Source organism: Nitrospirota bacterium, from assembly GCA_035873375.1.
Classification (GTDB): domain Bacteria; phylum Nitrospirota; class Thermodesulfovibrionia; order Thermodesulfovibrionales; family JdFR-85; genus BMS3Bbin07.
In genome coordinates this window covers 1-25,965 of the sequence record JAYWMQ010000048.1, presented here as the reverse complement: position 1 = coordinate 25,965, position 25,965 = coordinate 1, and the positions used below count along the sequence as shown (strand labels likewise).

Below are 25,965 nucleotides of genomic sequence, written 5' to 3'. Positions count from 1 at the left end.
CTTAATAAAAACCCTGAATCTCCTTTTCAGCTTCTTTGAAAGAGAATCGCTGTTTAATGAGAGGAGTATCCTTAATAACGGGAATTCTTTCTTCAAGGGTTGGCCTGCTGTTTCTGTAAATAATCCCGGTGGGTATCTTTTCTCCCCACTCAAGGGCCTTTTTAAATGCCTCTATCCTGTCAAAGGGGTCATGATCGTCACCTATGCGGTAGACCCTCCCGCTATACCACTGGTATGTATTGACCTTATTGAAGGTCACACACGGTTGAAGTATATCAAGCAGGGCAAACCCTTTATGATTAAGGGCCTCTTTCATAAGCCCCTTGAGGAACTCCGCATCACCTGCAAATCCCCTCGCCACAAAGCTGCAATCAAGGGCAACAGCCATTGCCATGGGATTCAATGCCTCTGACAGGCTGCCAAAGGGCTGGGTCTTTGTAACCACCCCCTCCATGGTTGTTGGTGATGCCTGCCCCTTTGTCAGTCCATATACCTGATTATCATGAACAAAGAGTTTTACATTTATGTTTCTCCTGATTGCGTGCAGCAGGTGGTTGCCCCCTTCCCCATAGCAGTCCCCGTCTCCGGCAACGGCAATAACAGGCATCTCATGATTTGCAAGCCTTATTCCTGTTGCAACAGGCAGGGTCCTTCCGTGAAGGCCGTTGAAGGTATTGCACTTCATGTAGTGGGGGAGCTTGGCAGCCTGTCCAATCCCGGACACAACGGTAAGCTGGTGCGGCTCAATCTCAAGCTCTGCAAGGGCTTCCTTGAGGGTCTTTAAGATGGGGAAATTGCCGCATCCGGGACACCATGCAGGTGTCTGTCCCTCATAACTTTGAAATGTGGGCATCCAATTCTCCTGAAAGGCCTTCCAGTGTAAAGGGCCTGCCGTCGTATTTGTTAATCCCTGCATCAAATTTGTATCCTGTTTCCGCCCTCATAAGGCGCGAAAACTGCCCGGTGGCATTGTTCTCTATACAGAGGCTGAGCCTTGCATTGCCAAGGACACTCAGGTAATCAAATTTTTCAGTTGATGGAAACGGGTAAAGTTCGCTGAAATGAAGCATTGCAATTGCATAATCCCCTGAAAACACGTCAACAGCCTCTTTCATCACCCCGTATGTTGAACCCCAACCAGCAATCACTATATCCGGACGCTCGCTGCCATACAGAAGCGGTGGCTCGATCTCCTGCCTGATGAGGGGCAGCTTCTTCAACAACCTCTTTTGCGTCATCTTTATCCTTGTTTCAGCATCTTCTATCATATGCCCCTCTTCATCATGCTCATCACTGTCCGTCACTATCAGGTGCCCTGACTCTCCCGGCACAGCCATCGGAGATATCCCGTTCTCCGTCAGTCTATGGCGTTTATAAACAGAGATGCTTTCAAGAGCTTCGCTCCTCAACTTGTAGTCATTATGCCTTAACCTGCCGGTATCCAACCCCCTGAAAGTCCATTCACTATCGGCAAGGTGCTGATCTGAGAGGATAAATACGGGAATCTGGTACTTCTCTGCCAGGTCAAAGGCCTTGTTTGTGAGGTAAAAAGCCTGCTCCGGCGTACCCGGTGCAAGGACAACCCTTGCAAACTCGCCATGCCCGGCATGGAGGACAAAGAGGAGGTCAGCCTGCTCGGTCCTTGTGGGCAGGCCGGTTGCCGGTCCCGGCCTCTGCACCTCTGCGATTACAATCGGGGTCTCTGTCATTGCAGCAAGTGAGAGCCCTTCAACCATCAAGGCAAATCCACCGCCTGAACTGCCTGTCATTGCCCTTGTGCCGGCAAAAGAAGCGCCCAGTGCCATATTTATTGCAGATATCTCGTCCTCTGCCTGCTCTATGACTATTCCATATTCTTTGGCCTTTGAGGCAAGGAAGATCATAATGCCGGTTGACGGGGTCATGGGATATGCTGCATAAAACCTGCATCCGCTCATAAGTGCACCAAGGCCTGTTGCCTCATTGCCATTGATGAGCATAAGGGGTGTTCCCCCAGGCTCAGGAACGGCAAAATCACACCTGGTGCAAACTTTTACGGCATGGTCAAAGCCCGCCCTTGCCGAGGCAATGTTTTTCCCGGCAATCTCTTCTCCCTTTTTACTGAACCTTTCACGGATAATATCTTCAAAAATGTTCAGGTCCATGCCGAGTATTCCCAGCACCGCACCGGTTGCCACTGTATTTGCCATAATCCTGTTGCCCCCGGCCTCAACAGCAATCGCCTCAAATGGTATGTTTAAAAACTCCGGGGAATCAAAGCCCTTTTTTATAAAGGCTGCATCATAAATAATTATCCCCTCTTCACTGAGGGATCCCCTGTGGATCGAAATAGTGTTGAGGTCAAGGGCAATAAGGATATCAACCTTTTCTCTCGAAGACATGACCTCTCTGTCGGAGAGGCGTATCTGGTAGAAATTATGCCCTCCGCGTATGCGGGACATATAGTCCTGATGAGTAAAGACATGGAGTCCTGAGCGGGCGAAGACCTTTGCAAGCACTCCGCCTATTGTCTGAAGCCCCTGCCCTGCCTCTCCCCCTATCCTGATCGTGTAATCCACAAATTTTGCCCCCGCTTATAACCAAGTTTTCAGGCTTCCCTCCACGGTGAGAAGAACTATTTAACAGTATATCACCTCTTGTTCTTTTGGGCAATAGAAATCAGAAAGGGGCAAGGGTATAGAATTTGAAAGTGGTTACTCTACAGGCGTAATCACTGCCATAACAACAAGCCTCTCGCCCTTTGAGGCCTTAAAACCGTGCGGCACCATCGGGTCGCAGAGAATAGCCGTCTTTTCGTCAGCCTCAATCTCCTCATCACCAACTGTGAATACCCCCCTGCCCTCAACACAGTACATCATGAGTCTCAGTGGAGCCTTATGCGGTTTTAATTCCTGCCCCGGCTCCAGACACATTAGGGCCACCCTCATCTCCGGGGTGTCTGCAAGCATCTCTCTTGAAATCTTGTCAGGATAGAATTTGATAAGTTCCTTTAAATTCAATACCTCGGCCATTGCTTCCTCCTTTTTTTGTTAATACACATAGTGAACAAGAATGCTCTCCTGATTACTATCTTACACCAGAACATACAGAGAGTCCATGAGATAAATCATCCCCTGAGTAAAAAAAACAAGTCTTATCCGGAGATATGATTCAAATCATACATTTTCTGCCAGCAATAAGCATATTATACAGTATGCAGGTACAACCAATTAAGCAGATACTCTTAAAAGGGATAAAACAATGAAAGACACTCAGATCAAATACAGTTATTTATCAAAAATGAAAGGAACAACCAAAAGCCCGCCAGTGGTAAGTCTTTCTGAAATTGCCTGGTCATGGATTGGTGCATTCCTTGGTATTGCCGCTGTATCCTACGCTAATTACAACATTCTTGAAGATACTGACCTTGTAATGGTGATAGGCTCTTTCGGAGCATCTGCAGTTCTGCTATACGGTGCCATTAAAAGCCCGCTGGCTCAGCCAAGAAACCTCATAGGTGGACACATAATCTCGGCAATTATAGGGGTTACCTGTTACAAGCTTTTCCCTTCTCAAATGTGGCTGGCATCCTCTCTGGCCGTTGCCACATCCATAGCCGTTATGCACGCCACAAAGACATTACATCCACCGGGTGGTGCAACCTCACTAATCGCAGTAATAGGCAGTAACAAAATCCACAGCCTGGGTTATTTATATGCTATTGTACCCGTTGGACTTGGAGCGGTTATCATGTTAATTGTTGCACTCCTGGTTAATAACATACACAAAAACCGCAGATACCCTCACTTCTGGGTCTGATGCCGGCCTGACAGGTTGGCAGCTATCCGTCCTATCTGACTGATCCGTCTTATCTGACCGATTAACAGACAGCCCTTCTGAAAAATGCGTCGTTTGGAGTATAATAAACGACCATGATTCCACCGGAAAAACAGATCAATACAATCAAAAGAGGAACTGTAGAGATCATCAAGGAGGAAGAGCTCCTCAGGAAACTGAGAGAGGGAAGACCCCTGAGGATCAAGGCGGGCTTTGATCCTACTGCCCCTGACATACACCTTGGTCACACGGTGCTCCTTGAGAAGATGCGGCAGTTGCAGGAATTGGGGCATGAGGTGATATTCCTCATCGGGGACTTTACCGGGATGATCGGCGACCCCTCAGGCAAGTCCGAGACAAGAAAACCCTTAACGGAAAAAGAGGTCTTGAAAAACGCAGAGACCTACAAGGAACAGGTATATAAAATCCTGGACCCTGAAAGAACAGAGATAAGATTCAACAGCGAGTGGTTTTCAAAGATGAACGCCCTGGAGATTGTACGTCTCGGCGCAATGCAGACAGTGGCGAGGATGCTTGAAAGGGATGATTTTAAAAAGAGGTTCGAGTCTCAGCAGGACATAACCATTCTGGAGTTTTATTATCCCCTGTTTCAGGCATATGATTCCGTGTTTTTAAAGGCGGATATTGAATTGGGCGGGACCGACCAGCGGTTCAACCTCCTTCTGGGACGGACTTTTCAGAAAAAATCGGGCATGGAAGAGCAGGTAGTTATTATGATGCCTTTGCTGGAGGGCACAGACGGTGTTCAGAAAATGTCAAAGAGCCTTGGCAACTACATAGGGATATCTGAACCACCGAAAGAGATGTATGGCAAACTGCTGTCAATCACAGACGAATTAATGATCAAATACTATGAATTACTGAGCCATATAAGCATAGAAGAATTTGAAGCACTGAAAAGGGGCATCAAAGACGGCACGGTTCATCCAAAGAAGGCAAAGGAGGCCCTTGCGCTGGAGTTGGTAGGACGTTACTGGGGCATGGATGCGGCCCTCAGGGCACAGGAGGAGTTTGAGAGGGTTTTTAAGGAAAAACAGTTGCCGGATGATATCCCGGAAATGGCAGTAACCTGGAACAATGAGGATATATGGCTGCCGCAGGTGCTGAAAGAGGGAGGTCTCTGCAAGAGCACTGGTGAGGCCATGAGGCTTATAAAGCAGGGCGGGGTATGGATAAATGACCGTCGTGTTGTTGACCCCCAGGAGAGATTACCCGAGGGTGAATACATAATAAAGGTTGGGAAGAGGCGTTTTCTGAAGATTAAACCAGTATAACGGATGTTTCTTTTATTAGTGAGACTCCGTGTTTGTTCGTAGCTGAAGCGTTATGACAATGACTGATCCAACAGAAACTATCCTCAGACTCCTGCTTGGTGCCGTGCTCGGCGGCATTATTGGATTTGAACGCCAGAGTCATGGCAGGCCTGCAGGTTTCAGGACCCACCTTATTGTGAGCCTCGCATCTGTATTAATAATGATTGTCTCCGATGACTTCTATCGCATGAGTACACTCAACCCCGAGATAATCAGGATTGACCCTGCAAGGATAGCAGCAGGTGCCATTACAGGGGTCGGATTTCTTGGTGCAGGGGTTATAATCAAGTCAGGGCTAAGCATCCAGGGACTGACAACAGCAGCCTGTCTGTGGATTGTCTCGGTTATAGGGCTTGCAGTAGGAAGCGGTCTTTATGTCCCGGCATTGACTGCATTCCTTATTACATTCTTCTCGCTCTGGACTCTCAGGAGGGTTGAGGTAAAGGTTCCGAGACTGACATACAAAATCCTTACCCTGACTACCGAGCCCAAAGCAAAGGAGGAAGATGTTGTTAAAGTCATTAAGGAGGCCGGTGCCGATATTGCAAATATAGACTATGAGATGGACAGGACTAAAAACGAAGTGACCTATCATCTATCCATAACGTTTAAAAACAAGGAGGTTATTTCAGCCATCCTGGAAAAGATTTCTGAATTGACCTATATCAAGAGGTTTTACCTGAGGGGTTAAATAATAATGGATATTAAAAGATTTAAAAAGGCACTCTGGTCCGAGGTCAAGCACGTCCTGCTCGACATGGACGGCACCCTCCTGGACAGATATTTTGATGACTATTTCTGGGAACACCTCGTGCCTGAAAAATATGCAGAAAAACACAACATCACCTTTGGCAGGGCAAAAGAGGAATTGTTAAAGAAGTACAAGGTCCACGAGGGTACGCTTAACTGGACGGATATTGATTTCTGGTCAAGGGAACTTGACCTCGACATCCCTGCGCTTAAAGAGCAGATAAGGCACCTGATAGAGGTACATCCCCATGTTGAGGATTTTCTCAGGGAGCTGAAAAGTGCCAACAAAGAGGTCATACTTGCTACAAACGCCCACTACAAGACCCTTAAGATAAAGCTGCGAAAGACCTCTATAGGCGGATACTTTGACAAGGTCATTACCTCTTCAGAAATTGGTTGTCCCAAGGAGGACATCGAATTCTGGCGGAGGACAGAAAAAATGCTGCGTTTTGACAGGGAAAAAACGGTTTTTATTGATGACGTTATGGAAAACCTTGAGGCAGCCAGGGAGTTTGGTATCAGATACATTGTACTGAAGACAATGGCAAGCTCAAAGGATAAGGAGGCAGGAGATAATGGCAACTTCCTTGCCGTCGGAGATTTCAGGGAACTCCTGCCGTAGGGCAACGTCTACCTTCAGGAAATTCATGATTCCTGCCGCATCTTTTTCTTGACATAAGTGCCTTTAAAACTTTATACTTCGTATCCGTAAACTAATACGCAAACTAAAAAGAATAACAAGGGGAAAAACAGATGGGAGGAGCATACACAACATATCGTCCTCACAGGATCAAAAGAAAAAGGTCCCTCGGGTTTCTCATAAAGATGAGAACAAAAAGCGGTCGGAAGGTTGTAAAGAGAAGAAGGGCAAAAGGCCGCAAAAAATTGACCGTCTGAGAAAAAAGAAGGATTTTCAGGAAGTCTTCAGATCCGGACGAAAAATTGTATCGAAACACACTATCCTCTACGCCCTACCAAATAACCTGAACAGTATCAGATTAGGTCTGGCCGTAAGTAAAAGGATAGGAAACGCTGTTGTCAGAAACAGGACAAAGAGGCTGCTCAGGGAAGCAATGAGGCAAGCCCTTTGTCTGGTCTTAAAGGAAGAAGGAGTCTCAAAGTTACACGGCTATGACATTATACTGATTCCCAGGCAGCGATGCGTTACCGCAAAGTCATCTGAGATAGTGCCGGACCTGACTGAGAAGCTAAAAACCGTTTGAAATGAAAAGTCCGATTATCTTACTTATAAAAAGCTACAAAGTGTTGCTCTCACCGGTCTTGCCACAGAGCTGCAGATTCGTTCCAACCTGTTCCGAGTATTCAATCGAAGCAATTAACAAGTATGGAACTTTTAGAGGCAGCGTTATGTCTGCAAAAAGGATATTAAAATGCCACCCTTTCCACCCAGGTGGATATGACCCTGTAAAATAGGTAACTATGGAAGAAAATTTCGAAAAACGAACTTTAATTGCGATTGTACTTGCCCTCGTGGTACTCCTTGGGTATCAGTATTTCTTTGCACCTTCACCACAGCCCCGGAGACCTGAACAACCCCGGAATGTCGCACAGGACATACAGAAAAGGGTAACGGAGAGGCCCTCTGTGCCAAAGGCAGAAAATCTCTTTGTGCCTGAAGGTACAATGGCATCTGAAGAGAGACTCCTGAAGGTAGAGACCCCCCTCTATACGGCACTTTTTTCGTCAAAAGGCGGAACCATCAAAAATTGGCAGCTAAAAAAATACCGGGATGACGAGGGCCTTGAGGTGGTTTTAATGAGGACTGATGCTGAGGTCCCGGCCCTTGCCATGGGAACAGACGGCAAAAACTTCGTCTTTGACAAGGTGAACTTTACCATCAGCGAAGGGCAGGACAATATTAACTTAAGAAACGAAGGAGACAGGGCTTCCCTCTCATTCACATACAGAGGAGACGGGATCGTAATAAAAAGAACGTATTCATTCTTCTCAGATAATTACGATATTGAACTCATTGAAGAGGTTCAGGGCCCGGATAACTACTGGGTTACCCTCGGCACTGGATTTGGCATATCAGGTGCAGTGGGCTACGGAGGCCATATCGGACCTGTAATACTCAAGGATGCTGACAGGGTTGAGATTAAACCCAACAAGCTCAAAGAACCCAAGATTTTTGGCTCAGAGTTGAAATGGATAGCCCAGGAAGACAAATACTTCTTTGCCTCACTTGTCCCGCTTGAGAAAGCTATAGGTGCAAAGGTATGGCGCACCGGCAACGGAGATGCGCTTGTTGCAGTAAATCTCCCCGCGGGCAAGAACAAACTTCTCCTCTATGCCGGGCCCAAAGAGTATGACCGGCTGAAGAGCCTTGGTGTTGGTCTCGAATATATTGTAAACTTTGGCTTTTTCTCCATACTTGCACAACCTCTCTTCTGGATACTGAAGTTATTCTACAGGGCTATCGGCAATTATGGCTGGTCAATAGCGCTTCTTACAATCCTGGTGAGAATTCCCTTTATACCCCTTATCAACAAGGGACAGAAGTCCATGAAAAAGCTCCAGGCCCTTCAGCCAAAGATGACCGAGATAAAGCAGAAGTACAAAAAAGACCCTCAGAAGATGCAGAAGGAAATGATGGAGCTGTACAAAAAATACAAGGTGAATCCCATGAGCGGATGCCTGCCGATGCTTATACAGATTCCGGTCTTCTTTGCTTTATATAAGGTACTCCTTGTTGCAATTGAACTTCGGAGTGCACCGTTTATCTTCTGGATTCAGGACCTCTCGGAAAAGGATCCTTACTACATATTACCCATAATTATGGGGGCTACCATGTTTATTCAGCAGAAGATGACGCCAACAACTATGGAATCACAGCAGCAGAAGATAATGACCTATCTTCCCATAGTCTTTACTTTCCTCTTCCTGAAATTCCCGTCAGGCCTTGTCCTCTACTGGCTTGTAAGTAATCTTCTGAGCATCCTGCAGCAGTATTTTGTTAACAGGAAAATAGCCCGGGAAGAAGAGCCTGTTTAATAAATAAAGGTGCGTGGGGCTTTCAGGGAAGATTCTGTACTGCATACTCACAGGAACACTTCGCGGGGAAAGATGCTACCCTAATCTTACCTGGCACTGAAAAGCTTGAGATGTCCTTCAGCAACTATGGTCCCGTCCATCTTTTTCACCACAGCAACCCCTTCTATCAGCCTCCCCCTGACCGGTTCGGCAGAGGCCTCAACCACACATCTTTCACCTATCATAAGCGTGGTCTTGAACCTGATACATATCTCGACGGTAATGGCCTTGATACCAAGAGAGGATGCTGCCTTTACTGCAGCTTCGTCAATGAGGGTTGAAATCAGTCCGCCATGGAGAATGTCCCGGTATCCCTGGTGTATTTTATCCGGAAGGTATGTAGCGCTTGCGTGACCATTTGAGGCAGAGAAATCGAGTCTTAGTCCTGAAGGATTTGCCTTTCCACAGACAAAACACGCTCCGTTATCAACAAAATCCATACTTTGTCCCTGCTATTGGTAATCACTGCTTCCAGAACCGGCACAATGATGTTCATTAATGAAAAAGCCAACAAAAGGCTCGGCTTTCCCTCCTGATATCAAACCGATAAAGGAAAACGTCTCTGCCCTGCTCCGCTGGCCCTTCATAAATGAGCCCAAAACATGACTTTACTATTTATTCATCATTTCAAGAAACTCTTTGTTGGCTTTGGTGCCTCTGAGCTTGCCTAACAGAAATTCCATACTCTCCACTGTTCCCAGGGGATTAAGTACCTTTCTGAGTATCCACATCTTGTTAAGCACATCCTTGTCAACCAGCAACTCCTCTTTTCTCGTACCGGAGGCATTGATGTTAATACTCGGGAATATCCTTTTCTCAACAAGTCTTCTGTCAAGATGGAGCTCCATGTTGCCTGTGCCTTTAAATTCTTCAAAAATGACATCATCCATACGGCTGCCTGTATCAACAAGGGCGGTGGCAATGATTGTAAGGCTGCCTCCGGTCTCAATATTCCTTGCCGTACCGAAAAACCGCTTGGGTTTCTGAAGGGCATGGGCATCAAGACCTCCGGAGAGGACCTTTCCACTTGCAGGAATGATGGTATTGTATGCCCGGGCAAGCCGGGTTATACTGTCAAGGAGTATGACGACATCCCTCTTTATCTCAACAAGCCTCTTTGCCCGCTCAATAACCATTTCAGATACCTGTGTATGTCTCTGAGGTGGTTCATCAAAGGTAGACCCTATTATCTCCGCAGTAACAACCTGTCTTCTCCAGTCTGTTACCTCCTCAGGCCTCTCATCAATAAGGAGAATAATGAGGTGTATCTCCGGCTGGTTATGCTTTATGGCCTTGGCAATTGACTGCAGGAGCATGGTCTTGCCTGTCCTCGGAGCTGCAACAATCATGCCTCGTTGTCCTTTGCCAACAGGTGTGATGAGGTCCATAACCCTTGTGGAATAATCGCTTGAGCTGTGCTCCAGGTTAATCTTTTCAGTTGGGTAGTAGGGAACGAGATTATCAAAGAGCGGACGCGTTATATTGTCATCAGGTGGTTCATGGTTGATGGCCTCGACCTTAAGCAGCGCAAAATACCGCTCACTCTCTTTCGGAGGCCGTATCTGTCCGGATACAAGGTCACCTGTCCGCAGATTAAACCGCCTTATCTGCGATGGGGATACGTATATATCGTCCGGGCTTGGCAGGTAGCTGTAATCAGGTGAACGCAGAAAACCAAAGCCGTCAGGCAGTATCTCAAGGACACCCTCTGCAAAAAGGTTCCCGGTCTTTTCAGCCTGGGCATGTAATATTGCGTATATAAGTTCCTGTTTTCTCATTCCCGCGGCCCCGTCAATACGCAGATGGTGGGCTACCTGGGAGAGTTCCTCAATGGTCTTTTCTTTTAGTTCAGAAATCGAGACATTACTCATGATGCACTCCTTAAAATATCTGTTAAGGTGTCAAGTCTTTCCAGATAAGTATTACTAAGAAAGCCTATGGCTTCTTCATTGTTTTTTTCTAAAGCTGAAGATATTTATTAACCTGATTAGACCGGCAGGTTTTCAGAGCCTTGAATTTTCATAAAACTTGATTGTTTATAAAAGAGGCTGGTATTCGTGATATTCTCAGCCGTTGAAAGCTATTTTTCATTCCTCAGGCTCTTAAGGGTAAAAGACGGCATCCCTGCAATAAAACATAATGCCATCAAAATTGCCGCCTGTTGGGTACAACCATTAATTGATATCGGTGTTTTAGGTATGAACAGGAATCTGCATCTTCCTCCCCTCTGATACGGCAGGAGCAACGTGTACATAAATTATATCCTGATTATAGCCTGAAGAGACCTTGAATAAAAAGCTTCTCTCATAATTCTAATGTATAGAGTACAATAAAGAGAAAACTTTGTCAACTGCACGAATCAGGAAGCCCTTGCAGGGTTGCTTTTGGTATGCTGAAAATAGGAAAATAGAGTAATTACGGGGTTATTCAGATTACCCTGATAAAAATTCGATCCAGAGAGGAGCATATCAATGATTGACAGGACAAAGGTTGAAGAGGTGATAAACAGGATCAGGCCAACGCTTCAGAGGGATGGTGGAGACGTCGAACTCGTTGAGATTACAGATGACAATATCGTAAAGGTGAGACTCGTTGGCGCCTGCGGTACATGTCCCATGTCCATAATGACACTGAAGGGAGGGATTGAGACTGCAATGAAGCAGGATATCCCTGAGGTCAAGGCAGTAGAGGCAGTATAGGGTCAACGTATCAATTCATTATCAAGCCACTTCAGATAATCTTCAGAGCCCTCAACAAGCGGAAGTGAAATTATCTCCGGTACGCTATAGGAATGGAGTTCTTTCACCCTCTTCTCAAGTACTGTGAAGAGGGCCCTTTTTGTCTTTACAATCATAAGGACCTCGTGTTCATCCTCTATCTTCCCTTCCCAGCTATAGATTGAACGTATGCCCTTTACGATATTCACACACCCTGCGAGCCTTTCTTCAACAATAGTCCTTGCAATCCTTGCTGCTTCTTCTTCATCAGGTGCTGTAATGAAAACAACTGAATACTCCATAACCTTAACCTCCTTAAGTCGGGACCTGCCCGGACATCCTTGAAGCCCTGGGGATTACCCGCTGTCTTTTCTGCATCCGGGAATCAACGAGTCTCTATTATATCAAATTTATCTCCTTACAGCAGATCGGGAATCAATCCGGACATATACAGATGATACGCCCTCTGCTATAATAACCTCTATGAAGAAGATTATGACGGTCTGTCCCTACTGCGGCTGCGGTTGCGGCCTCTACCTCCATGTGGAGAACGGGCGGATTACAGGCACCTCTCCGAGCAGGGCCCACCCGGTAAACAGGGGGAGCCTCTGTGTAAAGGGCTGGAATGCCCATGAGTTTGCCACCCACCCCGACAGACTGAAATATCCCCTGATAAGAGAAGGGAAAAGCCTGAAAAGGGCCACCTGGGATGAGGCATTGACCCTTGTAGCAGCACGCCTTGGTGAGATCAGGACAAAACACGGGCCTGACTCCACAGGGATTCTCAGTTCAGCAAAGTGTACAAATGAAGAAAACTACCTGATGATGAAGTTTGCAAGGGCCGTGCTTGGTACAAACAACATTGACCACTGTGCCAGGCTCTGTCACTCCTCAACCGTGGGTGGTCTGGCTGCTGCATTCGGTTCCGGGGCAATGACCAACTCCATAAGCGAGATTGCTGATGCAAGCCTCCTCTTTGTGATTGGTTCGAACACCACGGAACAGCACCCGATGATCGGTATGCATATGCTTGAGGCCGTTGACCGTGGGGCAACACTGATAGTTGCAGACCCGAGAAGGACACAGATAGCAGAGTTTGCCCATATCCACCTCAGGCACCGCAGCGGCACAGACGTTGCCCTTCTGATGGGGATAATGAATGTAATAGTGAGCGAAGGGCTTGTGGATGCCGACTTTGTCAGAAGAAGGACCGAGAATTTCGACCCCTTTGAAGAGGAGCTGAAGCGTTATTCACCGGCAACTGTTGAGGGGATTACCGGGGTCAAGGCCAATGATATAAGGCGTGTGGCAAGGATATATGCCATGGAGAAACGCTCCATGCTTTTTTATGCAATGGGGATTACACAACATATAACCGGGGTGGACAATGTAAGGGCCTGTGCCAACCTGGTCATGCTCTCCGGACATATCGGCCTGCCGATGTCCGGTATCAACCCGCTGAGGGGACAGAACAATGTGCAGGGGGCCTGCGATATGGGGGCACTGCCGAATGTTTACAGTGGATATCAGAAAGTGACTGACGCGCGGGCAAGAAGGAAGTTTGAAAGGGCATGGCGCAAAAAACTCCCCGTCAATCCCGGGCTGACAATAATGGAGATGATGGATGCAGCACGTGTGGGCAGTCTGAAGGCCATGTACATAATGGGAGAAAATCCCCTGATGTCCGACCCTGACCTTCATCATGTCAGGGAGTCTATGGAAATGCTTGAGTTCCTTGTTGTACAGGACATATTCCCAAACGAGACCTCAAGCCTTGCCGACGTAATCCTGCCCGCTGCATCCTTTGCCGAAAAGGAAGGTACCTTTACAAATACCGAGCGGAGAGTTCAGCTTCTCGGCAGGGCGGTCGGACCGGTTGGTGAATCAATGCCTGATGGCGAGATAATATGTGCCCTTGCAGAAAAGATGGGTTACAGCATGTCCTACAGGGGCCCCTATGAGGTTATGGAGGAGATAGCCCTCCTTACTCCGTCTTACGGAGGTATACTCCACCACAGGCTATCAGGGGGGTTCGGCCTTCAATGGCCCTGCCCTGACAGCAGCCATCCCGGAACCCCCTACCTGCACAGAAAGAAATTTGCCAAGGGGCTTGGCTCGTTCATTACAGTGGATTTCCTGCCGCCTGACGAGCCGCCTGATGAGGCATACCCCTTTCTCCTTACAACCGGACGCCTCTCATTCCATTATCATACAGGGACGATGTGCAGGAGGACCACTGTGCTTGAAAGGGAAGAGCCTGAATGCCTCGTAGAGATAAACCCCGCTGATGCAGAAAGGCTCGGTATCGGAAAAAGGACAAGGGTGAGGGTTAGTTCAAGGAGGGGCTCGATAGAGCCGAGGGCCCTTGTGACCGGGAGAACCCCTGAGGGAACGGTCTTCATCCCGTTTCATTTCATGGAGGCTGCTGCAAATATCCTGACAAACCCGGCCACAGACCCTGGGGCAAAAATACCGGAATACAAGGTCTGTGCAGTAAAGATTGAGAAGATCGAGACATGAAGAACGAATGGATACTTGAAAAAAATCACCTCTCTTACTGGCTGAGGCAGTTAAGAAAAGAGAAGGACCTTATCGGACCGTTAAGGGATGATGAGGGCAAGGATATCGTCTTCAGGAGCGTTGAGCAGATTCATGAGGTCATACTTGACTCCCCTGCATCGCTGCCTTCGCCCAAGGAATTCCTTATCCCCCAATACGACCCCATGCTCAGATTAAAGGTTACGAGTCACGAGTTGGCTTTTCCCTCCAGACCGCAACCCGTATCCCCTGACGTGCACATGAAGGAATCTTCTGGAAAAAACAGGATTCTGGACCTGATGGATAAAAAGAAGCGTGTCATCTTTGGTGTCAGGTCCTGCGACATCTCTGCCATCAGGCTCCTGGACAGATTCTATCTCGAAGGGTACAGGGATCCATATTATGAGCAGCGGAGGAAGAATACCCTGTTTATCTCTGTTGTCTGCAATAACCCTGATCCGACATGCTTCTGCATCGGGCTTGGAACAGGCCCTTATCTTGATGAGGGTTTTGACATACAGTTGACCGACCTTGGCAACAGGTACTTTGTTCAGGCAGCCTCTGCTGAGGGAATAAAGACAGTCAGGGGGATGTCCTTTCTCTTCAGCAGACCACGAAAGACAGACTATGATGATCAGTACGAGGTTTTTCTGAGTGCAAAGGCGAGGTTTCAGAAGCGGATAAGCCTTGAAAGCCCCCGCCGGATGATCCTTGCCGGACGGTTAAAGGACGACTTCTGGCAAAAGGTTGCGGGGCGATGTTTTGAGTGCGGCGGCTGTGTTTATGACTGTCCACTCTGTACGTGCTTCACTGTAACCGACAGGACATACCCAGACGGTGTAGAGAGGATAAGGCTTTGGGATACATGTCTCTTCAAGGGTTTTACTCGAATGGCCGGTGGTATACTGCCAAATGAAAAAAGGGTTCTGAGGACTATGAGGTGGTATTACCACAAGCTTGTCCACTATCCGGAGACGCTGAACGAATTCGGGTGTGTGGGTTGTGGCAGATGTGCCGTAACGTGTCCCGGGAAAATAGATATGGCAACCATCGCAACAGAGATAAAGGGACTCGCCATTAACGGAGAGGAAGAATAAAGAATAACTGATAAGCAAAAACAGGAATTTTCTCAGACAGGATTAACAGGATTCAACGGAAGAGGAAAACAAATAACAAATAACAAATGACAAATGAAAAATGGTAAGTGAAAAATGAAAAATATATACTTGCCTGTAAGCGGAAAGATCGAGGAGATTATACCCGAGGGCAGGGACGTGAGCCTCTTCAGGGTAAGGACTCAAATGCCGCTTGAATATGCACCGGGACAGTTCTTTATGGTTTCGGTATGGGGTGCAGGAGAGGTTCCCATATCAGTGACATCCCTTTCCGGAAAGGGTAATACGGTGGAGCTGTGCATAAGGAGGGCCGGCCTCGTTACCGGGGCAATCCATTCCCTGAAAGCCGGAGATTCGTTATGGCTGAGAGGTCCCTATGGCAACGGCTTTCCCCTGGATATCTCCAGGGGCAGGGATGTTGTAGTAGTTGCAGGCGGGATCGGCATGGCCCCGTTAAGACCGCTTCTCCAGTGGTTTATGAAAAAAAGAGAGGATGTGGGTCAGGTAACGCTCCTGTACGGTGCAAGAACTCCTGATGATATTGTCTTCAGGGATGAGATGAAGGGCTGGAAGGAGAGGGGAATAAAGGTCCTTCTCACTGTGGACAGGGCTGATAAAGGCTGGAAGGGCCATGTCGGTCTGGTAACAGGCCTCTGGCAGGAGGTGCATTCAGACCTGCAGAAGGCCGCAGCCTATATATGCGGCCCCGAGGTGATGATAAAGGCCGCCATGGGAGAGCTATTCCTCTTTGGAATGCCTGAGGAGAGAATAATTACCACTCTTGAGGCACACATGAAGTGCGGGGTCGGTAAATGTGGTCATTGTTATGCAGGTCCCAGATACATCTGTACAGACGGCCCTGTCTTTTCATACAGGGAGATTAAAAACTATAGCCTGCTGTATCTATCCCGGTAACAATTCGAGGTTCTTCATCCTGGTCCTGAGTTGTTTGCGGCTTATACCGAGAAGGGCTGCTGCCCTTGACTGGTTCCATGATGTCTTCTCAAGGGCCTTCAGCACAACTCTTTTTTCCATCTCAACGAGGTTAAACCCATCGGTTCCAAAGCGGTCTTCTTCAGCGACCAGCTTGAGTTTACGGGGAAGACAGTCAACTGTTATCTGCTCGTAAGGGCATAGAATAACCGCACGCTCAATAACATTTTCAAGCTCCCTGACATTGCCCGGCCAGTCATGATTTATAAGGATGTCAGTGACTTTTGAATCAAAACCCGGAATGTTTTTTTTGTTTTTCCTGCTGAAGAATTCAAGGAAGTGAGCGGCTATGATGGGGATGTCCTCTTTCCTTTCCCTGAGCGGGGGGATGTTAATTGTTATAACATTGAGCCTGTAGTAAAGGTCTGCCCTGAAGTCACCCTTTTCAACCGCCTCCTCTATATTTCTGTTGGTTGCGGCAAGGATACGGACATCGACCTTTATCTTCTTCTTTCCGCCAAGCCTGTGAACCTCCTTTTCCTGAAGGAACCTGAGCAGTTTTTTCTGGAGTGCAAAGTCGAGGTCACCGATCTCGTCAAAAAATATGGTGCCTCCCTCTGACATCTCGATAAGACCGACCTTGTTGTCATAGGCACAGGTAAAAGCCCCTTTTTCATAACCAAAGAGCTCGCTCTCCATCAGCTCCGGGGGGATCGTGGTACAGTCTATGGGGATAAACGGACTGTTTGCCCTCAGCGAGGTATAGTGAAGGGCCCGTGCAACCAGTTCCTTGCCTGTGCCGCTTTCGCCGAGTATGAGGACAGCGGCGTCAGTCTTGCTGACGCGTTGAATCATGGAGAATACTTCCTGGATTGCTGCTGATTTACCGATAATATTCAGGAACTGATACCTGCCGGGTATGTCTTCCTTTGTTTCCAGCACCCATTCCCTCTTCTGCAAGGCATCCCTCACCATGGATATCATGATATCGAGATTTACAGGTTTTGTCAAATAGGTTTTGTCAAATAGGTGTATGCGCCCTTCTTCATGGCATCTACAGCCCTTTCAATAGTGCCGTAGGCAGTCATGAGGATAACAGGCATATTGGGGTTCTTTGCCTTGACCTCTTCGAGAAGTGTTTCGCCATCAATCCCCGGCAGTTTGTAATCCGATATTATCAGGTCGACATGGTTGTTTTTAAACCGCGATATCGCCTCTTCACCGGTTCTGGCGGTCTCCACATTGAATCTCTCTTTCCTGAGAGTGGCTGAGAGCACCTTCAGTGAATTTATCTCGTCGTCAACTATAAGTATGGTCTGTTTCATCTCTTCAGTGGTAAAAACAGGATAAATATGCTTCCCTTGTTGAGCTCACTTTCAACAGTTATATCCCCACCATGCTCCTTGGCTATCTTCCTCGATACAGCCAGCCCGAGACCGGTTCCCCGTGTCCTGGTGGTGAAAAAGGGATTGAAAATATTCTCCATATCTTCCTCTCCAATACCCTTTCCATTGTCCTGGACCGAAAGAAGCAGCCCCCTGCCGGACAGAGTGGTGCTGACTTTAATTTTACCATTTTTCTCCACGGCATCAAAAGAATTAATCAGGAGGTTTATAAGCACCTGCTTTATCTGGTGGTAGTCAAAAGAGGTTACCGGGATATCTCTTTGCAAATCGGTCTCGATAATTATACCCTGCTCTTCGCTTTCCTGTCTCAAAAAACCGAGTGTTTCTTTGACAAGCCTGTTTATATCCGATGGCTCTGGTTCGGGCTTTACAGGCTTTGCAAAGTCCAGCAGCGTGGTGGTCAGCCTGTTAATCCTTGCCACCTCGTCATAGATAATCCCTAAAAATTCCCGGATGAGGCTCCCTTTAAAGTTCTTTTTGATATACAGGGCGGCCCCTCCTATTGCATTAAGGGGATTTTTAATCTCATGTGCAAGCGTGGCTGCCAGTTCACCTGTAGCCGCAAGTCTGCTCAACCTGTCCTGTTCTGAAAGGGAGTGATTCAACTTGACAACCATATCATTGAATGCCCTGGAGAGCTCCCCTATCTCATCACTGCTGTTAACCTCTATCTGTTTATTGAATCCTTCTTCTGCAAGCTTGTCCACGGCATCTTTCAGGGTAAGCAGCGGGCGTATAAGTTTTATTATCAGGCCAAGTCCGAACAGCAGTGCAGATGCCAGGGTAATCAGCAGAAGAAGAAAGACTATAATCCTTCTTCCTGTGAGGTGGAGTGGATTAATGTTTTCATAGAAGACCACCATGCCGAAGACGAGCAGGGGGATGGCAGCGAGAAGGCTGAATGCAGTAAGTGTCCTGTAGAGCATGCTTCCCTTTAACTGTAAAAGTCCCTCCTGTTTCAGGCTGAAAAAAAGTATTCCGAACCCCACCGGCCTGAAGAGATGACCATACACCCAGATTGTCGACCCTATCGGTGCCGGGAAAAAGAGCAGGACTGCAGATATGCATATCAGGGCATGTCCGAGTGCAAGGTACAGATATGCCCTGAGTCCGGTATGATGGAATGCTGCGATATAGAGCATGCAAACAACTCCCGAGAGATAGGCAATGATAATCCATATCAGTGGTCTGAACTCGCCGAATATGGGAAATTTTCTGTAGACATCGGGGAAAAGCAGGATCAAAAGGGGAAGGTAAAGCAGTGGAAAGGCCTTTTTAGTCCAGGGCTTTTCCACGGAAACAGCTACTATCAGTATAAGGAGTCCAAGGCAGTAGCCAAGGAGTGTCTGGTAAAGGATGTTTTCATCCAGACCAGCAGTGTGTATGGTGGCGTGTATGACACTGCTGATACCCAGCAGCACGAACCCTGAACTGATGAGGAACATTCTGCTTCTTTTCTCTTTGTCAAGGGCGGGGTTTTCCGAACGGGAGATGGATAAAACCCTGATTGACAGGGCAAAGCATATTAATGCTATCGCATATTCTTCTCCTATATGATAAAACAGCCAGTTCATGCAGATGGTACAGCGTTGACAGCGGTTCTTTTCTTTTAGTTGTAAGTTCTGAGCTGCGCAGGTGCTGCATGAAATGCAGCATACTATACATTAATGCATAGGCCAATGATAAATCAAACGCAGGCACCTCTCTGTCCGTTACGGCACAGAGGGTGGTAATTACCTGTGCCGAACTGGACAGGGATGACATCAAAACAGTCCAACCTGTCCATCGTGTTTATTGCTTGCCTCTTCCGCCTCCGGTCAGGTGTATGGGGATCAAAGCCAAGCCAGCCGGACAAAGTCAGGATTATGCGTTCATAACCTGATTCCGCATAATCCTGAAGTGGCACCATGTTTGCATGATTTAAGTTATAACAAAGGAGCCTGCGGTGCCAAAAGAGATCAAGGTTGACAAGATGCTGGATGTCAAGGGGCTTTCATGTCCGGGACCGACTGTTCTGACAATGAAGGCACTGGAAGGCATGAAAAAGGGCAAGGTGCTCCAGGTAATAGCCAATGATACCAGTACCAGACTTGCTATCCCGTCATTATGCAGGAACACCGGCTATGAATTACTTGAATTCAGGGAAGACGAAGGCACGCTGTTTTTTTTATTAAAAGTTGAACGTGGTATTTTTCGATCAGGATGTTTTTGTGGGTTTATGTTATTTAGCTTACCCCTCCCCAAGGCCTTGCCATTCACAACAGGGCTTTACCCCTATCAGGGATTTAACCCCTGTTGATAGGTAAAACCATTCAATGAATGGTCAGGCTACCAGACTGGATCAAACCCGGCATAGCCGGGTTTGATCACTTTTTAACCTGCTATTTACAGTGCGATTACATTTCGGTATAATAGGCAGGGCGGCAAACATGAAGGCAACAGAGCAGGTTTAAAAAACCATTATGGAACAAAAGGAACTCTTGAGAAAAATCCCCTCAGTGGATGAGGTCATGAAAAGCCCTCACGGACTTAAGTGGCTGAAGTCCTACCCGAGAAGATACATTCTACGTGCTATCAGGGAGATTATAGCCTTTAAACGGGGGGAGATACTCGAAGGCTTCACCCCTGATGTCAGCCTCAACGCCATAGCCGGCGATATCGAGATAAAGATAGAGAAACTTGTAGAGCGCAGGCTAAAGCCGGTCATAAATGCAACAGGGGTGGTAATACACACCAACCTTGGCCGGGCACCCCTGCCCCCTGAGGTTTTGAACAATGTCATGGATGTTGCCGCGGGATATTCCAATCTTGAATATAACCTCGAGGAGGGCAGGAGGGGAGAGAGGTATGACCATGTCAGGTGGATACTGAAGGACATCACAGGTGCCGAAGATGCTGTTGTTGTTAACAATAATGCTGCGGCCGTGCTGCTCTGCCTCAGCGCAGTTGCAAGGGGCAGGGAGGTTGTAGTCTCAAGGGGTGAGCTTATCGAGATTGGAGGGGCCTTCAGGATTCCTGATGTCATGCTGCAGAGCGGGGCGCTCCTGAAGGAGGTTGGGACCACAAACAGGACAAATTCAGGGGACTATGAAGGAGCTGTTGACGAGCAGACCGCACTGCTTCTCAAGGTTCATCAGTCCAACTATAAAGTGATCGGTTTTACAGAAGATGTGTCAATTGGAGAGCTTGTCGGGATTGGCAAAAGAATGGGAGTAACTGTTATGTTCGACCTCGGCAGCGGATGCTTTACCGACCTGAGACCCTATGGCATACATGACGAACCCGTTGTTCATGAGGTGGTCAGTAAGGGGGTGGACATTGTAACGTTCAGCGGCGACAAACTCCTTGGGGGACCACAGGCCGGAATAATTGTCGGCAGGAAGGACCTGATAGAGCAGATATCCAGGCATCCACTTGCAAGGGCTCTTCGCATAGATAAACTTACCCTTGCTGCACTGGAGGCAACATTACTCATTCATGCTGACCCTGAAAAGGCAAGGGAGAGAATACCTGTACTGAAGTCCCTGCTGCAGGGAGATGATGTGATAAGGAGACGCGCCAAAAAGATTCAGTTGTTGATAAAACGGGATGTAAAAAATGCACAGGTCTCCATTGAAAGGGATGAGTCTCAGGCCGGAGGTGGTTCCCTGCCAGGGGTAAGTCTGCCGACATATGTTGTAACACTCAAGGTAAAGGGAATGACAGCCCCGGCTGTAGAGCAGCGGCTGAGGAGGGGTGCTGTTGCAGTAATTACAAGGATAAGGGCAGGCACCGTTGTCATTGATGCAAGGACGATAAGGGACTCAGAGGTGAAACCCCTCCTGAAGGCAATAAGAGAGGCAATCTGTTAATTTTTTTCTTGACAAAAAAAATTTTTCTTGCTACTGTTATTCAAGAACCTTAAAAGACCGTAAAACCCGCTGAAAATTAATAATCCCGGTCCCCTGGCACAACGGGTCTTTTTTGTCTGAAACTCGGAAGGTCCGTGATAAAGAAAATATAATGGGTAAGGCACTCACTATAGGAAGTTTTATCCAGGAGGTTGAATGCAGGCCATTCAGACCTCAAATGGTTTATTAAAATCAAAACAATCTCTTAAAAGAAAGGGGGGAAGAAGATTAAATGACAAAGTCTGATCTCATTGACAAGGTTGCTTCAGATGCCGGGTTGAGCAAGGCAGATGCAGGCAAGGCGCTGGATGCTGTTCTTGATAACATCAAGAAGTCTCTCAAGAAAAATCAGAAGGTGACGCTTGTTGGTTTTGGTACTTTCTCGGTCACCAAGAGAAAGGCCAGAAAGGGTCGTAACCCGCGAACAGGCGAAGAGATTAAGATAGCCGCTGCCAAGGTTCCAAAGTTCATAGCAGGTAAAGGCTTGAAGGATGCAATCAAATAACTCATTTTTTGTTCCGGGGGATGGACTTCTTCCATCCCCCTCACTTCTCATTATAACAGACAGTTCATGTCAGAGGAACCAGAATCCGGAAGTATTTGTTTTCATTGTCAACCTGCAGAATTACAGGGAGGTGAGCAATGCTGGCAGAATTCAGTATAATCCCGTTAGGTGTTGGCAGCAGCATAGGGGATTATCTCGCCGACGTACTGAGGATTGTTGACGAGAGCGGCCTGCCTTACAAGGTCAATCCCATGGGAACCTGTGTGGAGGGGGAGTGGACGGAGATAATGGGACTCATCAAAAAATGTCACACTGCAGTGATGAAGAAGGCAGACAGGACCATAATAAACATCTCGATCGATGACCGGAAGGGAAAGCCGAACAGATTGGAACTCAAGGTAAAGTCTGTAGAGAAAAGGCTCGGCAAAAAACTTAAAAAGTAGGCTCAAAAAGCAGGAGGTTGCTATGTCTGACAAGATTACCCTCAGTGTTATCAAGGCTGATGTAGGGGGCTATGTTGGTCATTCAAGTATCCACCAGAACCTTATTGATATTGCCAGGGAGCGGCTCGCCAAGGCAAAGGAGCGGGGAGACCTTACAGACTTTCATGTTACGCGGGTTGGTGACGACCTTGAGCTCATTATGACGCACACCCGGGGCGTTGATAATGAGGAGGTCCACCAGCTTGCCTGGGACACATTTGTTGCTGCAACTGAAGAGGCAAAGAGGCTCAAGCTTTACGGGGCTGGTCAGGACCTGCTCGGTGATGCCTTTTCAGGAACTGTGAGAGGGATGGGCCCCGGAGTGGCGGAGATGGAGTTTGTTGAGAGGAAATCCGAGCCTGTTATAATCTTTATGGCTGACAAGACATCCCCGGGGGCCTGGAACCTGCCCCTGTACAAGATATTTGCCGATCCTTTCAACACTGCCGGGCTGGTGATCGACCCAACCATGCATGAGGGGTTCAGCTTTGAGGTTGTCGATGTTTACGGACACAGGAGTATTACCCTTTCATGTCCGGAGGAGATATATGACCTGCTGATGTTTATAGGTGCGATGAGGAGGTACCTTATAAGGCGGGTCTACAGAAAGGACGGAGAGGTATGTGCCTCTGCTTCCACACAGAAACTGAGCCTGATTGCAGGCAGATATGTTGGAAAGGATGACCCTGTCCTGATTGTCAGGTGCCAGTCGGGTATGCCTGCCGTGGGTGAGGCACTTGAGCCCTTCAGCTTCCCCCATTTAGTAGAGGGCTGGATGCGTGGTTCTCATCATGGACCGCTGATGCCGGTGCCTTTTTATGAGGCCAACCCGTCAAGGTTTGACGGTCCGCCAAGGGTGATAGCCGCGGGGTTCCAGATCAGCAACGGCCATCTCGTGGGACCGAGGGACCTCTTTGACGACCCTGCATTTGACAGGGCAAGAAAGCGCTGCAATGAAGTTGGAGACTACATGAGGGCTCATGGACCCTTTGAACCTCACAGACTGGGGCTTGATGACCTGGAGTACACAACCATGCCGCAGTTAATGAAGAAGCTTGAGGAGAGATTTCAGCCTGAGTGATCGAGTATATCCTGAATATGCCTTAAGGCCCCCTCGGGGCCTTCTTCTCTGAGGATCTGCAGGACTTCCCTGCTGCCGAGCCTTTTGAGAATCACAGCCCTTTTCTCAGGCGGAATGTCTGACTCCATTAAGGTCTTCCTTATTCCTGCAATGTGTTGAAGAAGGTCCCCTGCTTCTTTTGTGTAGAGGTCTTCGAGTTCCTCCCTGATGCTCCTTGAAAGGGCAGGGCTTGCCCCGGATGTTGAAACTGCTATGGTAAGCTCTCCTCTTTTTACAACGGAAGGTACAATAAAAGTGCATAGATCCGGCACGTCCACTACATTTACCGGAATATTGCCTGCATCCCCGGAGACCTTACGGTTTACATCCATAGCAGATGTGGCGGCTATAACAATAAATGCCCCTGTCAGGTCGCCCTCCTGATATCTCCGCTGTATATGTTCTATCTGTCCCGCACGCTTTAGCCCGGCAAGCCTTTCAGTAAGCTCCGGACTGATAACAGTCACTGAGGCACCGGCCTCAAGAAGTGTAAGCACCTTTCTTTCCGCTACCTCACCGCCACCGATTACAATGCACCTTTTGCCTTCAAGATTTAAGAATACAGGATAGTATCTCACGGTTTGATTTCAGCTATAACCTTTTCTGCTTTTTTAGAGAATTCACTGTCAGGAAATCGTTTTTGCAGCTCCTTAAGATATCGCAGTGATTCGTCTGTCCTGTTCAGCTTTTTGTATGAGATGCCTGTAAGATAAAGGACTTCCGGCGTTTTTTTGTAATCGGGAAACTCTTTTAAGAGGCCGAGAAACCTTCCTGTGGCGGCATTATAGGCCCCCTTTTTGTAATAAAACTCGCCGACAAGGAACTCATATTCAGCTATGAGATTCCGGCATTTCCTTATCTTGAGCTCTACTGCCTCCCTGTAGGGATTCCTTGGATAAAGCCTGAGCAGTTTCTGAAACTCCTCCAGGGCCTTCCTTGCACCTCCGGCACCTTTTGCAGGGCTTTCAATCTGCTTAAAATATACAAGGGCGATCTGATACTGGGCATAAGGTGCCTGGGGATGGGCGGGATAAAGCTGCAGGAATCTCCTGTACTCCTCAACCGCACGTTCGGGTTGTCCTTCCGTTACAAAAGATTCTGCAATCTTCAACTGTGCCAGGGGGGCATATTTTTTTGAGAGGTCCCGGTTTTTTACTTCAAAGAGGAGCTTTCTTGCCTCTTCATATTCGTCCATCTCAATAAACTTGCTGGCCTGCTGAAGCACGGCCTTGGGGTCAAACACATCCTGTCTGACCGGCTTTTTTCCGGAACAGGAGACCAGCAGCAGGGAGACCATTGATACAAATAAAAGCGTGGAAAACAATAGTTGTTTCATACCATTATTAAATCCTTATCAGGATAAATTAGTCAAGCATTAAGGAGCAGCAGACAATGGATATCAGACAGGGAACCAAGGCTGTCCCGGGATTGTTAATTGAAGGAAACGGGTCAGATATTGTCTTCCATTTCCCAGACACCGCAGGGGCAGATGCCTGCACAGAAACCGCAACCAATACAGAGGGCGTCGTCAACCACATAGGCATAGGAGCCGTCTCCGGATTCCTGTCTGCTGATGGCCCCGTAATAACAGGTGGCCTCACACATACGGCAGTCCCTGCATACGGCACAGGACATGCAGCGGTTTGCCTCTGTCTCGGGTTTAAACGGCTCACCGCGGCAAACGTCATAATAGGCAGTCTTTATTTTGTCGTAAGGGATAACGGGCTTTGGGGCCGGCCTGTAGTATGACCTTCCCGACAGCAGGGCATGGACTGCCATGGCGGCCTTTCTGCCCTGGCCTATGGCGTGAGTGACAAGGCCAAGCCTTGTGGCATCACCGATTGCATATATCTTTGGATCAGAGGTATGTCCGGCCTCATCAGCCTCGATCCAGCCGTTCTTATTTGTATGAACCGTCGGCGGCAGGAAGTCCGTTACAGGAGAGTCTCCTATGGAGACAACCACAAGGTCTGCCTCAAGGAAGGTCCCGTCCGTGAAGCAGACCTTTTTCTCTCCCTTTACATATTTTTCCGTGAACTTCGGCCACAGAATCCTTGTCCCCAGGGACTCTGCAATCTCCAGCTCCTTGCCAAAGGCCGCCGGTTTCCGGACATCAACAGCCGTCACCTCTTTGGCACCGCAGTGAAATGCCTGTGCAGCAACATCCATTCCCACATTACCTGCACCGATTATCACCACCCGCCTGCCTTTCAGGTCCGGGGGATTGCCGGTATTTATATCCCTGAGGAAGTCATAGGCGGTTGCCATATCCTCAGCACCGGGAACGTTAAGCTTCCTTGGCCTG

General features: G+C 47.9%; 29 protein-coding genes. 16 read left to right on the top strand and 13 right to left on the bottom strand.

From position 1 onward, the window contains the following. Position 1: 1 nt before the first annotated feature. The 3 genes from VST71_10460 to VST71_10450 all read right to left on the bottom strand — a co-directional run bounded on the left by VST71_10460 (position 2) and on the right by VST71_10450 (position 3,011). Positions 2–853, bottom strand: coding sequence for a 2-oxoacid:ferredoxin oxidoreductase subunit beta (locus tag VST71_10460; protein ID MEC4686139.1), 852 nt, complete (start codon positions 851–853; stop codon positions 2–4). Continuing rightward, positions 831–2,558 (bottom strand): 2-oxoacid:acceptor oxidoreductase subunit alpha, encoded by a 1,728-nt coding sequence (locus VST71_10455; GenBank protein ID MEC4686138.1) that lies wholly within the window; start codon positions 2,556–2,558, stop codon positions 831–833. The genes VST71_10460 and VST71_10455 overlap by 23 nt, the downstream gene beginning before the upstream one ends. 135 nt (positions 2,559–2,693) lie before the next feature. After that, positions 2,694–3,011, bottom strand: coding sequence for a cupin domain-containing protein (locus VST71_10450; GenBank protein MEC4686137.1), 318 nt, complete (start codon positions 3,009–3,011; stop codon positions 2,694–2,696). A 229-nt stretch (positions 3,012–3,240) separates the two neighbouring features. On the opposite strand from VST71_10450, the gene VST71_10445 reads away from it, so the two are divergent. The 7 genes from VST71_10445 to yidC all read left to right on the top strand — a co-directional run bounded on the left by VST71_10445 (position 3,241) and on the right by yidC (position 8,915). Beyond that, positions 3,241–3,798, top strand: a complete 558-nt coding sequence (locus VST71_10445) for an HPP family protein (GenBank protein ID MEC4686136.1) — start codon at positions 3,241–3,243, stop codon at positions 3,796–3,798. Positions 3,799–3,911: 113 nt separating this feature from the next. Then, positions 3,912–5,111, top strand: a complete 1,200-nt coding sequence (tyrS, locus tag VST71_10440; GenBank protein ID MEC4686135.1) for a tyrosine--tRNA ligase — start codon at positions 3,912–3,914, stop codon at positions 5,109–5,111. Positions 5,112–5,169: 58 nt separating this feature from the next. Next, positions 5,170–5,841 (top strand): MgtC/SapB family protein, encoded by a 672-nt coding sequence (locus VST71_10435; GenBank protein ID MEC4686134.1) that lies wholly within the window; start codon positions 5,170–5,172, stop codon positions 5,839–5,841. 6 nt (positions 5,842–5,847) lie between these two features. Next, positions 5,848–6,522: an HAD-IA family hydrolase gene (locus VST71_10430; protein MEC4686133.1), complete on the top strand. Its 675-nt coding sequence runs from the start codon at positions 5,848–5,850 to the stop codon at positions 6,520–6,522. A 131-nt stretch (positions 6,523–6,653) separates the two neighbouring features. Then, entirely contained in the window at positions 6,654–6,797 is a 144-nt protein-coding gene (rpmH, locus tag VST71_10425; GenBank protein ID MEC4686132.1) for a 50S ribosomal protein L34, read from the top strand. Between the two features lie 327 nt (positions 6,798–7,124). After that, complete coding sequence (gene yidD / locus VST71_10420) at positions 7,125–7,334, top strand: membrane protein insertion efficiency factor YidD (protein MEC4686131.1); 210 nt, start codon at positions 7,125–7,127, stop codon at positions 7,332–7,334. Between the two features lie 6 nt (positions 7,335–7,340). Continuing rightward, positions 7,341–8,915 carry a membrane protein insertase YidC gene (gene yidC, locus VST71_10415; GenBank protein ID MEC4686130.1) on the top strand — a complete coding sequence of 525 codons (1,575 nt, stop codon included), beginning with the start codon at positions 7,341–7,343 and terminating at the stop codon, positions 8,913–8,915. 86 nt (positions 8,916–9,001) lie between these two features. Here yidC and VST71_10410 read toward each other — a convergent pair whose 3' ends face one another. Together VST71_10410 and rho are read right to left on the bottom strand one after the other, a co-directional pair. Beyond that, positions 9,002–9,394 (bottom strand): PaaI family thioesterase, encoded by a 393-nt coding sequence (locus VST71_10410; GenBank protein MEC4686129.1) that lies wholly within the window; start codon positions 9,392–9,394, stop codon positions 9,002–9,004. A gap of 171 nt (positions 9,395–9,565) precedes the next feature. After that, positions 9,566–10,825, bottom strand: a complete 1,260-nt coding sequence (rho, locus tag VST71_10405; protein ID MEC4686128.1) for a transcription termination factor Rho — start codon at positions 10,823–10,825, stop codon at positions 9,566–9,568. Positions 10,826–11,425: 600 nt separating this feature from the next. Between rho and VST71_10400 the strand changes: the two genes are divergently transcribed. Further along, positions 11,426–11,653, top strand: coding sequence for a NifU family protein (locus VST71_10400; protein MEC4686127.1), 228 nt, complete (start codon positions 11,426–11,428; stop codon positions 11,651–11,653). A gap of 2 nt (positions 11,654–11,655) precedes the next feature. On the opposite strand, the gene cutA is transcribed toward VST71_10400, so the two are convergent. Then, positions 11,656–11,973, bottom strand: a complete 318-nt coding sequence (cutA, locus tag VST71_10395) for a divalent-cation tolerance protein CutA (protein ID MEC4686126.1) — start codon at positions 11,971–11,973, stop codon at positions 11,656–11,658. Between the two features lie 181 nt (positions 11,974–12,154). On the opposite strand from cutA, the gene fdhF reads away from it, so the two are divergent. The 3 genes from fdhF (at position 12,155) to VST71_10380 (ending at position 16,239) form a co-directional block, all read left to right on the top strand. Beyond that, positions 12,155–14,191: a formate dehydrogenase subunit alpha gene (fdhF, locus tag VST71_10390; GenBank protein MEC4686125.1), complete on the top strand. Its 2,037-nt coding sequence runs from the start codon at positions 12,155–12,157 to the stop codon at positions 14,189–14,191. Beyond that, positions 14,188–15,306, top strand: coding sequence for a 4Fe-4S dicluster domain-containing protein (locus VST71_10385; protein MEC4686124.1), 1,119 nt, complete (start codon positions 14,188–14,190; stop codon positions 15,304–15,306). Before fdhF ends, VST71_10385 begins: the two co-directional genes overlap by 4 nt. A 114-nt stretch (positions 15,307–15,420) precedes the next feature. Beyond that, a complete protein-coding gene (locus tag VST71_10380) occupies positions 15,421–16,239 on the top strand; it encodes an FAD/NAD(P)-binding protein (protein MEC4686123.1) in 819 nt (272 codons plus the stop codon). On the opposite strand, the gene VST71_10375 is transcribed toward VST71_10380, so the two are convergent. The 4 genes from VST71_10375 to VST71_10360 form a co-directional block, all read right to left on the bottom strand. Next, entirely contained in the window at positions 16,228–17,268 is a 1,041-nt protein-coding gene (locus VST71_10375; protein MEC4686122.1) for a sigma-54 dependent transcriptional regulator, read from the bottom strand. The two genes, VST71_10380 and VST71_10375, sit on opposite strands and share 12 nt — an antisense overlap. Next, positions 17,265–17,582, bottom strand: a complete 318-nt coding sequence (locus VST71_10370) for a response regulator (GenBank protein MEC4686121.1) — start codon at positions 17,580–17,582, stop codon at positions 17,265–17,267. Before VST71_10370 ends, VST71_10375 begins: the two co-directional genes overlap by 4 nt. Continuing rightward, positions 17,579–19,237, bottom strand: a complete 1,659-nt coding sequence (locus tag VST71_10365; protein ID MEC4686120.1) for an ATP-binding protein — start codon at positions 19,235–19,237, stop codon at positions 17,579–17,581. Before VST71_10365 ends, VST71_10370 begins: the two co-directional genes overlap by 4 nt. Before the next feature lie 113 nt (positions 19,238–19,350). Continuing rightward, entirely contained in the window at positions 19,351–19,572 is a 222-nt protein-coding gene (locus tag VST71_10360; GenBank protein ID MEC4686119.1) for a hypothetical protein, read from the bottom strand. 36 nt (positions 19,573–19,608) lie between these two features. Between VST71_10360 and VST71_10355 the strand changes: the two genes are divergently transcribed. The 5 genes from VST71_10355 to fbp all read left to right on the top strand — a co-directional run bounded on the left by VST71_10355 (position 19,609) and on the right by fbp (position 23,621). After that, positions 19,609–19,962, top strand: coding sequence for a sulfurtransferase TusA family protein (locus tag VST71_10355; GenBank protein MEC4686118.1), 354 nt, complete (start codon positions 19,609–19,611; stop codon positions 19,960–19,962). Between the two features lie 163 nt (positions 19,963–20,125). Beyond that, a complete protein-coding gene (gene selA, locus VST71_10350) occupies positions 20,126–21,514 on the top strand; it encodes an L-seryl-tRNA(Sec) selenium transferase (protein MEC4686117.1) in 1,389 nt (462 codons plus the stop codon). Positions 21,515–21,785: 271 nt separating this feature from the next. Then, positions 21,786–22,058 (top strand): HU family DNA-binding protein, encoded by a 273-nt coding sequence (locus VST71_10345; GenBank protein ID MEC4686116.1) that lies wholly within the window; start codon positions 21,786–21,788, stop codon positions 22,056–22,058. Positions 22,059–22,195: 137 nt separating this feature from the next. Continuing rightward, complete coding sequence (locus VST71_10340; GenBank protein MEC4686115.1) at positions 22,196–22,501, top strand: MTH1187 family thiamine-binding protein; 306 nt, start codon at positions 22,196–22,198, stop codon at positions 22,499–22,501. A gap of 22 nt (positions 22,502–22,523) precedes the next feature. Then, the gene (gene fbp / locus VST71_10335; GenBank protein MEC4686114.1) at positions 22,524–23,621 is read left to right on the top strand and encodes a fructose-1,6-bisphosphate aldolase/phosphatase; all 1,098 of its coding nucleotides are present in this window, start codon (positions 22,524–22,526) and stop codon (positions 23,619–23,621) included. Here the strand turns inward: fbp and VST71_10330 are convergent. The 3 genes from VST71_10330 to VST71_10320 form a co-directional block, all read right to left on the bottom strand. Continuing rightward, positions 23,609–24,238: a bifunctional precorrin-2 dehydrogenase/sirohydrochlorin ferrochelatase gene (locus VST71_10330; protein MEC4686113.1), complete on the bottom strand. Its 630-nt coding sequence runs from the start codon at positions 24,236–24,238 to the stop codon at positions 23,609–23,611. The genes fbp and VST71_10330 overlap by 13 nt on opposite strands. After that, on the bottom strand, positions 24,235–24,996 hold the full coding sequence (locus VST71_10325) for an outer membrane protein assembly factor BamD (protein ID MEC4686112.1): 762 nt from the start codon (positions 24,994–24,996) through the stop codon (positions 24,235–24,237). The genes VST71_10330 and VST71_10325 overlap by 4 nt, the downstream gene beginning before the upstream one ends. A gap of 113 nt (positions 24,997–25,109) precedes the next feature. Continuing rightward, a partial coding sequence (locus VST71_10320; protein MEC4686111.1) for an FAD-dependent oxidoreductase occupies positions 25,110–25,965 on the bottom strand: 856 nt, incomplete at its 5' end.

Excerpts from the sequence above, each read along its gene's own strand:
- VST71_10460 (MEC4686139.1), bottom strand. The coding sequence starts at position 853 with ATGCCCACATTTCAAAGTTATGAGGGACAGACACCTGCATGGTGTCCC.
- VST71_10450 (MEC4686137.1), bottom strand. The coding sequence starts at position 3,011 with ATGGCCGAGGTATTGAATTTAAAGGAACTTATCAAATTCTATCCTGAC.
- VST71_10445 (MEC4686136.1), top strand. The coding sequence starts at position 3,241 with ATGAAAGACACTCAGATCAAATACAGTTATTTATCAAAAATGAAAGGA.
- tyrS (MEC4686135.1), top strand. The coding sequence starts at position 3,912 with ATGATTCCACCGGAAAAACAGATCAATACAATCAAAAGAGGAACTGTA.
- VST71_10435 (MEC4686134.1), top strand. The coding sequence starts at position 5,170 with ATGACTGATCCAACAGAAACTATCCTCAGACTCCTGCTTGGTGCCGTG.
- VST71_10430 (MEC4686133.1), top strand. The coding sequence starts at position 5,848 with ATGGATATTAAAAGATTTAAAAAGGCACTCTGGTCCGAGGTCAAGCAC.
- rpmH (MEC4686132.1), top strand. The coding sequence starts at position 6,654 with ATGGGAGGAGCATACACAACATATCGTCCTCACAGGATCAAAAGAAAA.
- yidD (MEC4686131.1), top strand. The coding sequence starts at position 7,125 with ATGAAAAGTCCGATTATCTTACTTATAAAAAGCTACAAAGTGTTGCTC.
- yidC (MEC4686130.1), top strand. The coding sequence starts at position 7,341 with ATGGAAGAAAATTTCGAAAAACGAACTTTAATTGCGATTGTACTTGCC.
- VST71_10410 (MEC4686129.1), bottom strand. The coding sequence starts at position 9,394 with ATGGATTTTGTTGATAACGGAGCGTGTTTTGTCTGTGGAAAGGCAAAT.
- rho (MEC4686128.1), bottom strand. The coding sequence starts at position 10,825 with ATGAGTAATGTCTCGATTTCTGAACTAAAAGAAAAGACCATTGAGGAA.
- VST71_10400 (MEC4686127.1), top strand. The coding sequence starts at position 11,426 with ATGATTGACAGGACAAAGGTTGAAGAGGTGATAAACAGGATCAGGCCA.
- cutA (MEC4686126.1), bottom strand. The coding sequence starts at position 11,973 with ATGGAGTATTCAGTTGTTTTCATTACAGCACCTGATGAAGAAGAAGCA.
- fdhF (MEC4686125.1), top strand. The coding sequence starts at position 12,155 with ATGAAGAAGATTATGACGGTCTGTCCCTACTGCGGCTGCGGTTGCGGC.
- VST71_10385 (MEC4686124.1), top strand. The coding sequence starts at position 14,188 with ATGAAGAACGAATGGATACTTGAAAAAAATCACCTCTCTTACTGGCTG.
- VST71_10380 (MEC4686123.1), top strand. The coding sequence starts at position 15,421 with ATGAAAAATATATACTTGCCTGTAAGCGGAAAGATCGAGGAGATTATA.
- VST71_10370 (MEC4686121.1), bottom strand. The coding sequence starts at position 17,582 with ATGAAACAGACCATACTTATAGTTGACGACGAGATAAATTCACTGAAG.
- VST71_10365 (MEC4686120.1), bottom strand. The coding sequence starts at position 19,237 with ATGAACTGGCTGTTTTATCATATAGGAGAAGAATATGCGATAGCATTA.
- VST71_10360 (MEC4686119.1), bottom strand. The coding sequence starts at position 19,572 with ATGGTGCCACTTCAGGATTATGCGGAATCAGGTTATGAACGCATAATC.
- selA (MEC4686117.1), top strand. The coding sequence starts at position 20,126 with ATGGAACAAAAGGAACTCTTGAGAAAAATCCCCTCAGTGGATGAGGTC.
- VST71_10345 (MEC4686116.1), top strand. The coding sequence starts at position 21,786 with ATGACAAAGTCTGATCTCATTGACAAGGTTGCTTCAGATGCCGGGTTG.
- VST71_10340 (MEC4686115.1), top strand. The coding sequence starts at position 22,196 with ATGCTGGCAGAATTCAGTATAATCCCGTTAGGTGTTGGCAGCAGCATA.
- fbp (MEC4686114.1), top strand. The coding sequence starts at position 22,524 with ATGTCTGACAAGATTACCCTCAGTGTTATCAAGGCTGATGTAGGGGGC.
- VST71_10325 (MEC4686112.1), bottom strand. The coding sequence starts at position 24,996 with ATGAAACAACTATTGTTTTCCACGCTTTTATTTGTATCAATGGTCTCC.